The organism is Curtobacterium sp. MCBA15_013, assembly GCF_001865095.1.
Lineage (GTDB): Bacteria > Actinomycetota > Actinomycetes > Actinomycetales > Microbacteriaceae > Curtobacterium.
Genome location: NZ_MJGQ01000018.1, coordinates 45790 through 59061, shown reverse-complemented (window position 1 = coordinate 59061; position 13272 = coordinate 45790). Strand labels below are relative to the sequence as shown.

The following is a 13272-nucleotide window of genomic DNA, read 5'->3' as shown; positions in this document are numbered from 1 at the left end:
CCGCGCCTCCTGTCCGTCAGGACGGACCGTCAGCGCTGCGGCTCGGTCCCCGCCTCGGCCGCGGCCTCGTCGCGCTTCGCCTTGCGCGCGTTCCGGAAGTACGTCAGCGCCATCGGCACGACCGTCACGACGACGGCCGCGAGCAGGATGATGTCGATGTACTCGCGGACGATGTGCGCGACGAACGGGATGTGCCCGATGAAGTACCCGAGGAACGTCACCCCGACGCCCCACACGACGGCGCCGATCGCGTTGTACAGCGAGTACTTCTTGTAGTTCATCCGGCCCACACCGGCGGCGATCGGCAGGAACGTCCGCACGACGGGGACGAACCGGGCGAGGATCACCGCGAGGGGGCCGAACCGGTGGAAGAACGCGTTCGTGCGGTCGACGTTCGCCTTGGAGAACAGCCCGCTCTCCTTGCGCTCGAAGATGGGCGGGCCGGCCTTCTTGCCGATGTAGTAGCCGAGCTCGCCGCCGAGGAACGCGGACGCGGCGATCATCAGCGCGGCGATCCAGACGGGGATGCCGCCGATCTCGCCGCCGCGGTCGAACGCGAAGAGGCCGGTGATCACGAGCAGGCTGTCGCCCGGGAAGATGAAGCCGACGAGCAGCCCGGTCTCGGCGAAGATGATGGCGCACACCACGAACACGGCGATGGCCCCGAAGTTGTCGAGGATGTACTGCGGATCCAGCCAGGGGATCAGGGCGAGTGCGACGGAGTGCATGGTTCTTCCGGTCGTGGAGGCGGGGACACGGGGAGGCGTCCCGCAGGACGAGGGTACCGTCCGCCGATGACGGCAACGTCCCTCGGTGGTATGAGATGCGTGAGGACGCAACTTCTGGTGCGGAAGGAGGGACTCGAACCCTCACGCCAGGGGCACAGGAACCTAAATCCTGCGTGTCTACCGATTCCACCACTCCCGCGAGCAGCGGCAGTCTACCGAGCGCCGCCCGCGCGCCGGACGTGATCCGCGCCTCCTGGGCCGCCCCGACCGGCCGTTCTGCGGACGGTCAGCGCAGCTTCCGCGGGAGGTACCGCGGCACGTACCGCAACAGGATGCCCGCGCCGACCAGGCCGAGCACCCCCATCACCCCGCTCGCGACGCCGATCGACGCGACGGCGGTCACGCCGGAGATGAGGAGCGGTGCAGCTGCTTGCCCGAAGTCGCCGGTGAACCTCCAGGCGCCCAGGAACGGCGCCGGGTGGTCCCGCGGCGCGAGGTCCGCGCCGAGCGTCATGAGGATGCCCGACCCGACCCCGTTCGCGAGCGACATCCCCATCGCGTTCGCGACGAACCAGCCCACCCGGGCGTCGAGGTGTCCGGACCACGCGAGCAGGAAGTAGCTGATGCTGAGCCCGACCATGCAGGGGAGTGCGCTCGCCAGGCGGCCCCACCGGTCCATGATCTGCCCGCTCGTGTAGAAGAGCGCGAAGTCGACCGCACCGGCGATGCCGATGACGAGCGCCGCGGTCGAGTCGTCGAGCCCGACGCTGACCGCCCAGAGCGGCAGGATGACCTGGCGGCCGGCGCGGAGCGCGCCGATCAGGCCGGCACCGCTGCCGAGCCGGAGGAGCACGGCCCGGTTCGCGCGGATGGTGCGGAAGAGGCCGTGCGCTTCCTCTTGCACGAACTGCGCACCGGTGTCGGTGGGCGGCTCCGTGGTGGTCGCGTCGGTCTTGTCCCTCGCGTCGTCCGTCGTGGGCCGGGAGGCGCGGCTCGGCCTGCGGAAGCCGCGTGCGCCCGTCGCGGGGTCGCGCAGGACGAGGAGCGTCACCGCCGCCAGGAGGCAGCAGACGATGTGGATCCAGAACGCGCTCTGCGTGGTGCCCGTCAGGTGCACGACACCGGCGGCGATGAACGGGCCGACGAAGTAGCCGAACCGGAACACTCCGCCGAGGCTCGACAGCGCCCGGGCCCGGATGTGCAGGGGGATCGCGGTCGTCATGTAGGCGTGCCGAGCGAGGGCGAAGACGGCGGTGGAGACACCGACGAGGAACACCCCGAGCGCGAGGACCCAGGCGTTCGGGGCGGCCGTGCACACCAGGAGCCCGACGACCGAGACGACCGCCGCGCCGATCATCGCGTTGCGCTCCCCGATGCGGGCGACCACCACCCCGGACGGCACGTCCCCGATGAGCTCGCCCACGAGGATGAGCGCCGCGACGAAGCCCGCGAACGCCAGGCTCGCGCCGAGGGAGCTCGCCGCGATCGGGATGATCGGGATGATCGCGCCCTCGCCGATCGCGAAGAGCGCTGCGGGCAGGAACCCGGACAGCAGGACCGACCGGAAGTCGAAGGCAGGGGTCTCGGAGGTCATCGCTCGGACAACGGTACGCCCGCGGTACCGCTTCGTCGGCGGGTTACCCTGGAGCCATGCGAGTTCTGGCGGCGATGAGCGGTGGGGTCGACTCGGCGGTGGCCGCAGCCCGGGCGGTCGACGCCGGGCACGACGTGGTCGGTGTGCACCTGGCGCTGAGCCGCATGCCCGGGACCCTGCGCACCGGCAGCCGCGGCTGCTGCACGATCGAGGACTCGATGGACGCCCAGCGCGCCGCGTCCGCGCTCGGCATCCCGTACTACGTGTGGGACTTCTCGGCCCGGTTCAAGGAGGACGTCGTCGACGACTTCGTGGCCGAGTACCAGGCCGGTCGTACCCCGAACCCCTGCATGCGCTGCAACGAGCGGATCAAGTTCGCGGCGCTGCTCGAGAAGGCGCTCGCCCTCGGGTTCGACGCCGTCTGCACCGGGCACTACGCCTCGATCGTCACCGGTCCGGACGGGGCGCGCGAGCTGCACCGCTCGGCGGCGTGGGCGAAGGACCAGTCGTACGTCCTCGGCGTCCTGACCGCCGAGCAGCTCCAGCACGCGATGTTCCCGCTCGGAGCGACGCCCTCGAAGGACGAGGTCCGGGCCGAGGCGGCGGCGCGAGGCCTCACCGTGGCGCAGAAGCCCGACTCCTACGACATCTGCTTCATCCCGGACGGCGACACCCGGGGCTGGCTGGCGGACCGCGTCGGCACGGCCCCCGGCGACGTCGTCGAGCGGGACGGCACGGTCGTCGGTGCGCACGACGGGGCGACCGGGTACACGGTCGGACAGCGGCGCGGACTGCACCTCGGTCGACCGGCACCGGACGGCAAGCCGCGGTTCGTGCTCGAGATCCGACCGAAGGAGAACACCGTCGTGGTCGGCCCGAAGGAGGCGCTCGACGTGACCTCGATGTCCGGGTCGCGCTTCACCTGGGCCGGCACCGCGCCCGCCGACCCGTCCACGCCGTTCGCGTGCGACGTGCAGATCCGGGCGCACGCCGACCCGGTGCCCGCGACCGCACGGGTCACCGACGGCCAGCTGGTCATCGACGTCGACGAGCCGCTCTCGGGCGTCGCGCCGGGGCAGACCGCGGTCGTGTACGTCGGCACCCGGGTGCTCGGGCAGTGCACGATCGACGCGACGACGTCGGCGGTGCCCGCCTCCGTCTGACCGCGCGGCGCTCCCGGGTTGCCCGTCGGCTGCGCGTCCGGTCGGTGGTTGCCGGTAGAACTGAGGGCATGAGCGACACGACGCCCGCGGACTCGACGTTCGAGACGATCGACCCCGCCGCACTCGACGCGGCGCAGGCGCAGCGTGAGGTCGACCGGCTCCGGTCCAGCATCAACGAGCTGCGGCACGCGTACTACGACGAGAACGGGTCGACGGTCGCGGACGGCGAGTACGACGGGCTCGTCCACCGCCTCGACGCGATCGAGCAGCGCTTCCCGGAACTCCTCACCGAGGACAGCCCGACCCAGACCGTGGGCGGCCAGGCGCAGACCGTGCAGTTCGCGCCGGTCGAGCACGCCGAACGGATGCTCAGCCTCGACAACGTCTTCAGCCCGGACGAACTCGTCGACTGGGCGGTCAAGGTGCAGCGCGACGCCGGTGCCGAGCGCGTCCGGTTCCTCACCGAGCTGAAGATCGACGGGCTCGCGATCAACCTCCGCTACGAGAACGGTCGGCTCGTCTCGGCGGCGACGCGCGGTGACGGCGTCGTCGGCGAGGACGTCACCGGCAACGTCCGCACGATGGGCACGATCCCGGACCGCCTGTCCGGTTCCGGGCACCCGCCCCTCGTCGAGGTCCGCGGCGAGATCTTCTTCCCGGTCGAGCAGTTCGACGAACTGAACGCCAAGCAGCGCGACGCTGGGGAGCGGGTCTTCGCGAACCCGCGCAACGCGGCAGCCGGATCCCTCCGCCAGAAGGAGGAGGGCAAGTCCGAGGCGAAGCGCGAGCTCATGGTGGACCGGCTCCGTCGGCTCCGCATGCTCGTGCACGGCATCGGCGCGTGGCCCGTCCGCGAACTCGAACGGGACGCCGACGTGCGCGCGCAGTCCGAGGTGTACGAGCTCCTGCAGACGTGGGGCCTGCCGACGAGTTCGCACTACCGGGTCTTCGACTCCATCGACGAGGTGCTGGCCTTCGTCAAGGACTACGGCGAGCGACGGGCCTCGGTCGAGCACCAGATCGACGGCATCGTGATCAAGGTCGACGACCTCGCCCTGCACGAGGAACTCGGGTCGACGTCCCGCGCCCCGCGATGGGCGATCGCGTACAAGTACCCGCCGGAAGAGGTCCACACGACGCTCCTCGACGTGGTCGTCAGCGTCGGTCGGACCGGTCGCGCCACGCCCTTCGCGGTGATGGCCCCGGCCGAGGTCGCCGGGTCGGTCGTGCGCCAGGCGACCCTGCACAACCAGCAGGTCGTCAAGGCGAAGGGCGTCCTCATCGGGGACACCGTGGTGCTCCGGAAGGCCGGCGACGTCATCCCCGAGGTGCTCGGTCCGGTCGTCGAACTCCGCGACGGCAGCGAGCGCGAGTTCGTCATGCCGACGAACTGCCCCGAGTGCGGCACGCCCCTCGCCCCCGCGAAGGAAGGCGACATCGACCTCCGATGCCCGAACGCGAAGAGCTGCCCGGCGCAGGTGCGCGGCCGGGTCGAGCACATCGCCTCCCGGGGCTCGCTCGACATCGAGGGGCTGGGCGAGGTCGCTGCGGCGGCCCTGACGCAGCCGCTCCACCCCGAGCAGCCCCCGCTCGAGACCGAGGCCGGCCTGTTCGACCTGACGATGGAGGACATCGTCCCGATCGAGGTCATCGTCCGTGACGCCGAGACCGGCATGGAGAAGACCACCGACGACGGTGCGCCGAAGCGGGTGACGCCGTTCAGCCGGGCGCGCAAGAAGACCGATCCGCCGTTCGACCCCGACGCGCGGGGAGCGGACTACACGGGCGAACCGAGCCGGTACCCGTCGAAGAACGCGTTCGAGATGCTCGCGAACATCGACGCCGCGAAGACGAAGCCGCTCTGGCGGATCATGGTCGGCCTGAGCATCCGGCACGTCGGGCCGGTGGCAGCCCGCGCGCTCGCGAACCACTTCGGGTCCCTCGACGCCATCCGGGCCGCCTCGCGCGAGGAACTCGCCGCGGTGGACGGTGTCGGCGGGATCATCGCCGACGCCCTGCTCGACTGGTTCGAGGTCGACTGGCACCGCGACATCATCGACCGCTGGACGGCGGCGGGCGTGCAGTTCACCACGCCCGGGCACCCCGGACCGGGCGCCGCGGACGAGGAAGGCGGCGTGCTCAGCGGGCTGACCGTCGTGGCGACCGGCTCCCTCGAGGGGTACAGCCGCGAGGGCGCGCAGGAGGCGATCATCGCCGCGGGCGGCAAGGCGGCCTCGAGCGTGAGCAAGAAGACGGACTTCGTCGCGGCCGGTCCCGGTGCCGGTTCGAAGCTCACGAAGGCCGAACAACTCGGGGTCCGGATCATCGACGCCGAGCAGTTCCGCCTGCTCGTGACCGAGGGGCCGGCGGCGCTCGGCGACGCCGCCGGGGACGACCCCGAGGACTGAGTCTGACTCAGGAGCACGTCCGGCGTCGGTCGGTGCGGTACGGCGCGCCTGTGTGTCCACCCAGTTCGGGGGACAAGTTGCAACGCGCACGTCCTCGGGAAGGCTATTCTCCTTACACTCGATAGAGCATCACCCGTCGTCTGCAGGGAGTCGACGGGACGGCCTTCCCGGGGGAGACCCGTTTGCTGCTCATCGCCGCGGCTCTGCTCACCGCCTCGATGCACTCGCTCGGAGTGGTCGAGGCCCCAGTCGCGCCCGCCACCCACTCCGTGGCCGTCGTGCACGCGATCGCGCGGGTCCCTGAGGGTGCCTCAGTACCCCGACCGGTCATGACCGGGGTACACCTGACCGCGTCGGTGTCCGTGTCCGGGCCGTCGTCCGCGTCGGGTGGGGTCACCGTCGAGCACGGGCGGGCGTTCCTCACCGACCTGTCGTCGCTCAGCGGCGCGGACCTCCTCCGTGCCGGGCAGGACCGTCACGTGCTCGCGACCGCCGAGGACGACCCGCCGACCGCCGCCGAGGTCACCGCCTGGTGGTCCGGACTCACGGACGACGAGCGCGACACGCTGACGACCCTCGCGCCGTCCGTCGTCGGGAACCTCGAGGGCGTGCCCTACGCGGTCCGCGACCGTGCGAACCGGGCGGTCCTCGCCACGGGTCTCGCCGACCACTCGGCCGCGGCCGCCGTGACCGCGATGCTCGGCCAGGTCCGCGACGCGCTCGTGCACGAGGTCGGTGCACCGGACCGGTACCTCATCACGCTCGACACGCGAGGGGCCGGGCGCGCGGCCATCGCCGTCGGGGACCTGGACACCGCCGCCGACGTCACGGTCGTCGTCCCCGGCATGTTCTTCACCGTGACCGGCCAGATGGCGGACTTCACGAACACCGCGAACGACCTCTACACCGAGCAGGCGACCGTGGCCGGTCTGGCCGCGCCCGGCTCGGGCAACGGCGTCGCCGTCGTGGCGTGGATGGGCTACCGCACGCCGGACCTGTCGAACATCATGTCGCTCGGCATGGCCAAGACGGGCGGGGAGCGCCTCGCCCGGACGGTCGGCGGGCTCCGGGAGATCCGCGACGGCGACGAACCGCGGGTGAACATCGTCGCCCACTCGTACGGGTCGACCGCGGCGCTCATGGCACTGGCCTCGGGGGAGATGAGCGCGGACACCCTGACGGTCCTGGGCTCGCCGGGGAGCGACGTGCGCACCTCGGCCGACCTGGCCGTCAGCGCCGGGCAGGTGTTCGTCGGGGACGCGCACAGCGACCCGATCGCCGGCTCCGGGTACTTCGGCACCGATCCCGGTTCGGCGGGGTTCGGCTCGACCGTGCTCGACCTGACCGGCGGCGTCGACGTGCAGGAGGCCGGCGAGGTGTTCCGCCGACCGGTCGGGCACAACGACTACCTCAAGCCGGGGACGGCGTCGCTGCACGACGTGGCGCTCATCGCCGTCGGCCGCGGAGACCTCGTGCGCGAGCAGGTCCGGCGCGGTGAGCGCGGTGGCGACGGGCTGCCGCAGGCGTCGCCGGACATGTACCTCGTCCGACCGCAGGACCTCCAGCCCCGCGACTGATCCTGGGTGGCAACCTGAGGGGCGGTGCAGCCTGGACTCGTTCCACGGCAGAACCAGTCCAGATCGTGACCGTACGGTGCCCTGCATGCGTGTGGTGCGATGGCCTGGTGCTCTCCTGACGTTCGTCGCGATGTCGGCGCTGGCCGGCATGCTCGTCGCCGTGGCGGTCACGCCGGGGGTCGCCGTCGCGGGCGAGAGCACATCCGGGGCGGTGTCCTTCTTCGAGGACCTGCCGAGCTACCTCGACATCCAGACGCCGCAGCAGGTCTCCTCCGTCTACGCGGAGAAGGGCGGACAGCAGGTCAAGATCGCCTCGTTCTACGCCGAGAACCGCACGACCGTGGCGTCCGGGGCGATGGCGAAGACGCTCAAGCAGGCGGCGATCGACACCGAGGACCCCCGCTTCTACGACGAGGGCGGCATCGACGTCGTCGGCACGCTCCGCGGTGCGGCGGCGACGGTCGTCGGCGGTGACGTGCAGGGCGGGTCGAGCATCACCCAGCAGTACGTGAAGAACGTCCTCGTGCAGCAGTGCGAGGAGCTCACGGGCAAGGACGCCGCGGACACCGAGAAGAAGGTCGCCGCGTGCTACGAGGACGCCGCCGGGGTGACCCCGCAGCGCAAGCTCCAGGAGATGCGGTACGCGATCGCCGTGAACAAGAAGTACTCGAAGGACCAGATCCTCACGGGGTACCTGAACCTCGTCGGGCTCGGCGGCCGCGTGTACGGCGCCGAGGCCGGTGCCGAGTACTACTTCGGCGTGCACGCGAAGGACCTCTCGCTCGTCCAGTCGGCCACCCTCGTCGCGATCCTCAACAACCCGTCGAACCTGCGCATCGACCAGCCGTCGAACGCCGACAACGGCGCGAAGAACGGCTACGCCGCCACCAAGGAGCGCCGCGACTACGTGCTGCAGCGCATGTACGTCCACCACGACATCACGAAGGCCGAGCTCGAACAGGCGAAGGCGACACCGGTCACGCCGAAGATCACCGCCACGGCGAACGGCTGCTCCTCGGCCGCGACCGGGTACGACGCCGGGTACTTCTGCGACTACGTGCGCGACCAGGTGCTGCAGGACCCGGCGTTCGGCAAGACGGCCGCCGAGCGCATCGCGACGCTCGACACCAAGGGCCTCGAGATCCACACCTCGCTCGACCTCGACCTGCAGTCCCGGGCGCAGACCGCGCTGTCGACCTACGTCCCGTCGACGATGGCCGGCGTCGACGTCGGCGGCTCGAACGTCACCGTGGAGCCGGGCACCGGCCGGATCCTCTCGATGGTGCAGAACACGCAGTACACGCAGGGCGACACCTCGACGGCCGGGTCGACCGCGGTGAACTACAGCGCCGACAGCGGGTACGGCAACTCGGGCGGGTTCCAGACGGGCTCGACGTACAAGGTGTTCACGCTCGCCGAGTGGCTCGCCACCGGGCACACGCTCTCGCAGTCGGTGTCGACGACCGAGCACACGTTCCAGAACTCGGAGTTCACGAACACCTGCCAGAACGTCAGCGGCGGGACCTGGCCGGTGTCGAACGCCGAGAACGTGCCGTCGTCGATGACCGTGCAGGCCGCGACCTCGGAGTCGATCAACACCGCCTACGCCGCGATGGGCAAGCAGCTCGACCTGTGCAAGATCGCCCAGCTCGCCCAGTCGATGGGCATCCACCCGGCGGCCGGCGGCGCGCTCGGACAGACCCCGTCGTCGATCCTCGGCGTGAACAACCTGTCCCCGATCGACCTCGCCGAGGCCTACGCTGGCTTCGCGAACGGCGGCGTCGTCTGCACGCCGACCGCCATCGACTCCGTCACCGAGTCGGACGGCACGAAGATCACCCCGACGCCGTCGTCCTGCACGCAGGGTGTCGCTGCCGACGTGGCCGGGACGGTCGACTACGCGTTGCAGGGCGTCCTCACCGGGTCCGGCACCGCCGCGAGCGCCAACCCCGGCGACAGCACCCCGAAGTTCGCGAAGACCGGCACCACCGACGGTGACGTGCAGAACTGGCTCGTCGCGTCGAGCACGAAGTACACGAACGCGACCTGGATCGGCAACGTCCAGGGCAACGTGAGCCTGGCGAACTGGCCGTTCCTGCAGGGGACCACCGGGTACAGCGCGAAGTTCGGCGTCGGCAAGTCGATGATGTCGTACCTCGACCAGACCGTGGGCGGTGGCACGCTGCCGGCTGCGGACCCGGCGATGATCGGTCAGGCCAGCCACACGTCGTCGAGCGGATCGTCGGGCGGTTCCCAGGGTGACGCGGCGGCGACGCAGCAGCAGAGCCAGCAGCAGGGTCAGCAGACGGGAGCGCAGCAGCCGGCGCAGCAGTCTCCACAGAAGCCGCAGGGGAAGCAGAAGGGCCACTGAGGCACCAATAGACTGGTGCGCAATCCACGAACCGATCGACGGAGCACCATGCCTGACATCACGAGCGAGCAGGTCGCCCACCTGGCGAACCTCGCACGTATCGCACTCACGCCCGAAGAGATCGAGAAGCTCACGGGGGAGCTGTCGCACATCGTCGACAGCGTCGCCAAGGTCACCGAGGTCGCCACCCCGGACGTCCCGGCGACCAGCCACCCCGTGCCGCTCGGCAACGTCACCCGACCCGACGTGGTCGGTCCGACCCTCACGCAGGAACAGGCGCTCTCGGGCGCCCCCGACTCCGACGGCGAACGGTTCCGCGTGACGGCCATCCTGGGAGAAGAGCAGTGACCGACATCACGAAGCTGAGCGCCGCGGCGCTCGCCGACGCCCTCGTGGCGCGCGACGTCTCGAGCGTCGAGGCCACCCAGGCGCACCTCGACCGCATCCAGGCGGTGGACGGCGACGTCCACGCCTTCCTGCACGTCAACCAGAACGCGATCGCCGCGGCGAAGTCGATCGACTCCCGCCGTGCCGCCGGTGACGACCTCGGTCCGCTCGCCGGCGTGCCGATCGCGATCAAGGACGTCCTGTGCACACAGGACATGCCCACGACGTCGGGCTCGAAGATCCTCGAAGGCTGGGTGCCGCCGTACGACGCCACCCCGGTCGCGAAGCTCCGTGCCGCCGGCCTCGTGCCGCTCGGCAAGACGAACATGGACGAGTTCGCCATGGGCTCGACGACCGAGTTCTCGGCGTACGGCCCGACGCACAACCCGTGGGACCTCGACCGCATCCCCGGTGGCTCCGGTGGTGGTTCGGCGGCCGCGGTCGCCGCGCGCGAGGCACCGCTCGCCCTCGGCTCGGACACCGGTGGCTCGATCCGCCAGCCGGGCGCCGTCACCGGAACCGTCGGCGTGAAGCCGACCTACGGCGGGGTGAGCCGCTACGGCGCGATCGCCCTGGCCTCCAGCCTCGACCAGGTCGGCCCGGTGTCTCGCACCGTCCTCGACGCCGCGCTGCTGCACGACGTCATCGGCGGGCACGACCCGCGTGACTCCACGAGCATCCCCGACGCCTGGCCGTCGATGGCGGCCGCTGCGCGCGAGGGCCTGCAGGCGGACACGCTGCGCGGCCTGCGCGTCGGCGTGGTGAAGGAGCTCGCCGGTGGCGAGGGCTTCCAGGCGGGCGTCACCCAGCGCTTCCACGAGACCGTCGCCCTGCTCGAGTCGGCCGGTGCGGTCGTCGTCGAGATCGACGCTCCGTCGTTCGCCTACGCGATCAGCGCCTACTACCTGATCCTCCCGGCCGAGGCCTCGTCGAACCTCGCGAAGTTCGACTCCGTGCGCTTCGGGCTCCGCGTGACGCCCGAGAACGGTGCCACCGTCGAGGACGTCATGGCCGCCACGCGCGAGGCCGGTTTCGGTCCCGAGGTGAAGCGCCGCATCATCCTCGGCACGTACGCGCTGAGCGCCGGCTACTACGACGCCTACTACGGGTCGGCGCAGAAGGTCCGCACCCTCGTGCAGCGCGACTTCCAGGCCGCGTTCGAGCAGGTCGACCTGCTGGTCAGCCCGTCGGCCCCGACGACCGCGTTCCCGATCGGTGAGCGCATCGACGACCCGCTGGCGATGTACCTCAACGACCTGACGACGATCCCGGCGAACCTCGCCGGCGTCCCGGGCATGAGCATCCCGAACGGCCTCGCTCCCGAGGACTCGCTGCCCACGGGCGTGCAGCTCATGGCACCGCAGCGCGAGGACGCCCGGCTCTACCGGTACGGCGCCGCCCTCGAACGCCTGCTCGAGCAGCAGTGGGGCCGCCCGCTCATCGACAGCATCCCGGACCTCGACCAGAGTCAGCAGTCCGCTGCGCAGGAAGGTGTGATCTGATGGCGCAGAAGGACGCGCTGATGGACTTCGACGAGGCACTCCGGCTGTACGAGCCGGTCCTCGGGTTCGAGGTCCACGTCGAGCTCGCGACGAAGACCAAGATGTTCTCGGACGCGCCGAACTTCTTCGGCGGCGAGCCGAACACGAACGTGACGCCGGTCGACCTCGGGCTCCCCGGGTCGCTGCCGGTCGTCAACGCGCAGGCCGTGCGGTACTCGATCCAGCTCGGGCTCGCGCTCGGCTGCTCGATCGCCGAGTCCTCGCGGTTCGCCCGGAAGAACTACTACTACCCGGACAACCCGAAGAACTACCAGATCTCGCAGTACGACGAGCCGATCGCGTACGAGGGCGAGGTCGAGGTCGAGCTCGCCGACGGCACCATCTTCACCGTGCCGATCGAGCGCGCCCACATGGAAGAGGACGCCGGCAAGCTGACGCACGTCGGCGGCGCCACGGGCCGCATCCAGGGTGCCGAGTACTCGCTCGTCGACTACAACCGCGCCGGGGTCCCGCTCGTCGAGATCGTCACGAAGCCGATCTTCGGCGCCGAGGAGCGCGCACCCGAGCTCGGCGCGGCGTACGTGCAGGTCATCCGTGACCTCGTCCGGGCGCTCGGCGTCTCCGAGGCCCGCATGGAACGCGGCAACCTCCGCTGCGACGCGAACATCTCGCTGCGTCCCCGCGGGCAGGAGAAGCTCGGCACGCGCACGGAGACGAAGAACGTCAACTCGTTCCGGGCCGTCGAGCGGGCCATCCGCTACGAGATCCAGCGTCAGGCCGCGATCCTCGCCGCCGGTGGCTCGATCACGCAGGAGACCCGGCACTGGCACGAGGACACCGGTCGCACCTCGGCCGGTCGTCCGAAGTCCGACGCCGACGACTACCGCTACTTCCCGGAGCCCGACCTGCTCCCGGTCGTTCCGGACCCGGCCGTGATCGAGGAGCTCCGCGCCTCCCTGCCCGAGGCCCCGGTGGCACGTCGCCGTCGGCTCAAGGGCGACTGGGGCTTCACCGACCTCGAGTTCCAGGACGTCGTGAACGGCGGGCTGCTCGACGAGCTCGAGGGGACCGTCGCCGCCGGTGCCGCACCGCAGGCCGCCCGCAAGTGGTGGACGGGTGAGATCAGCCGTGTCGCGAACACGCGGGACGCCGCCCCCGGTGACCTCGTCTCGCCGCAGCACGTCGCCGAGCTCATCGCCCTCGTCGAGTCCGGTGACCTGACCGACCGCCTGGCGCGCCAGGTCCTCGAAGGCGTCATCGCCGGCGAAGGGTCGCCGTCGCAGGTCGTCGAGTCCCGTGGGCTCAAGGTCGTGTCGGACGACTCGGCGCTCACCGCCGCGGTCGACCAGGCGCTCGCCGCACAGCCCGACGTCCTCGCCAAGATCAAGGACGGCAAGGTCCAGGCCGCCGGCGCGATCATCGGCGCCGTCATGAAGGCCATGCAGGGCCAGGCGGACGCCGCCCGCGTCCGCGAGCTGGTGCTGGAGCGCGCGCAGCAGTCGTAGTCCGGACCGAACGATCGACGGGAGGCACGGTGCCAGC

Annotated in this window: 9 protein-coding genes and 1 tRNA gene; 7 read left to right on the top strand and 3 right to left on the bottom strand. The window is 70.9% G+C overall.

The window, feature by feature from the left end:
• Positions 1–29: 29 nt before the first annotated feature.
• The 3 genes from BIV01_RS11765 to BIV01_RS11755 form a co-directional block, all read right to left on the bottom strand.
• Positions 30–728 (bottom strand): DedA family protein, encoded by a 699-nt coding sequence (locus BIV01_RS11765; protein WP_070416665.1) that lies wholly within the window; start codon positions 726–728, stop codon positions 30–32.
• Positions 729–843: 115 nt separating this feature from the next.
• Positions 844–927 (bottom strand) — tRNA-Leu (locus BIV01_RS11760).
• An 87-nt stretch (positions 928–1014) separates the two neighbouring features.
• Positions 1015–2322: an MFS transporter gene (locus tag BIV01_RS11755; protein WP_071302961.1), complete on the bottom strand. Its 1308-nt coding sequence runs from the start codon at positions 2320–2322 to the stop codon at positions 1015–1017.
• A 56-nt stretch (positions 2323–2378) separates the two neighbouring features.
• Here BIV01_RS11755 and mnmA point away from each other — a divergent pair, with 56 nt between their 5' ends.
• The 7 genes from mnmA (at position 2379) to gatB (ending at position 13235) form a co-directional block, all read left to right on the top strand.
• Complete coding sequence (gene mnmA, locus BIV01_RS11750; RefSeq protein ID WP_083413993.1) at positions 2379–3485, top strand: tRNA 2-thiouridine(34) synthase MnmA; 1107 nt, start codon at positions 2379–2381, stop codon at positions 3483–3485.
• Positions 3486–3553: 68 nt separating this feature from the next.
• The gene (gene ligA / locus BIV01_RS11745) at positions 3554–5893 is read left to right on the top strand and encodes an NAD-dependent DNA ligase LigA (protein ID WP_175473699.1); all 2340 of its coding nucleotides are present in this window, start codon (positions 3554–3556) and stop codon (positions 5891–5893) included.
• 329 nt (positions 5894–6222) lie between these two features.
• A complete protein-coding gene (locus BIV01_RS11740) occupies positions 6223–7470 on the top strand; it encodes an alpha/beta hydrolase (protein ID WP_175473698.1) in 1248 nt (415 codons plus the stop codon).
• Between the two features lie 85 nt (positions 7471–7555).
• Positions 7556–9841: a transglycosylase domain-containing protein gene (locus tag BIV01_RS11735; RefSeq protein WP_083413992.1), complete on the top strand. Its 2286-nt coding sequence runs from the start codon at positions 7556–7558 to the stop codon at positions 9839–9841.
• Between the two features lie 48 nt (positions 9842–9889).
• On the top strand, positions 9890–10189 hold the full coding sequence (gene gatC / locus BIV01_RS11730) for an Asp-tRNA(Asn)/Glu-tRNA(Gln) amidotransferase subunit GatC (protein WP_070416660.1): 300 nt from the start codon (positions 9890–9892) through the stop codon (positions 10187–10189).
• Positions 10186–11730, top strand: a complete 1545-nt coding sequence (gene gatA / locus BIV01_RS11725) for an Asp-tRNA(Asn)/Glu-tRNA(Gln) amidotransferase subunit GatA (RefSeq protein ID WP_071302958.1) — start codon at positions 10186–10188, stop codon at positions 11728–11730. Before gatC ends, gatA begins: the two co-directional genes overlap by 4 nt.
• Positions 11730–13235: an Asp-tRNA(Asn)/Glu-tRNA(Gln) amidotransferase subunit GatB gene (gene gatB / locus BIV01_RS11720; protein WP_071295008.1), complete on the top strand. Its 1506-nt coding sequence runs from the start codon at positions 11730–11732 to the stop codon at positions 13233–13235. The genes gatA and gatB overlap by 1 nt, the downstream gene beginning before the upstream one ends.
• The last annotated feature ends 37 nt before the right edge of the window (positions 13236–13272 follow it).

Bases quoted from the DNA above. Each gene is read 5' to 3' on its own strand.
- BIV01_RS11765 (WP_070416665.1), bottom strand. From the start codon at position 728: ATGCACTCCGTCGCACTCGCCCTGATCCCCTGGCTGGATCCGCAGTAC.
- BIV01_RS11755 (WP_071302961.1), bottom strand. From the start codon at position 2,322: ATGACCTCCGAGACCCCTGCCTTCGACTTCCGGTCGGTCCTGCTGTCC.
- mnmA (WP_083413993.1), top strand. From the start codon at position 2,379: ATGCGAGTTCTGGCGGCGATGAGCGGTGGGGTCGACTCGGCGGTGGCC.
- ligA (WP_175473699.1), top strand. From the start codon at position 3,554: ATGAGCGACACGACGCCCGCGGACTCGACGTTCGAGACGATCGACCCC.
- BIV01_RS11740 (WP_175473698.1), top strand. From the start codon at position 6,223: ATGACCGGGGTACACCTGACCGCGTCGGTGTCCGTGTCCGGGCCGTCG.
- BIV01_RS11735 (WP_083413992.1), top strand. From the start codon at position 7,556: ATGCGTGTGGTGCGATGGCCTGGTGCTCTCCTGACGTTCGTCGCGATG.
- gatC (WP_070416660.1), top strand. From the start codon at position 9,890: ATGCCTGACATCACGAGCGAGCAGGTCGCCCACCTGGCGAACCTCGCA.
- gatB (WP_071295008.1), top strand. From the start codon at position 11,730: ATGGCGCAGAAGGACGCGCTGATGGACTTCGACGAGGCACTCCGGCTG.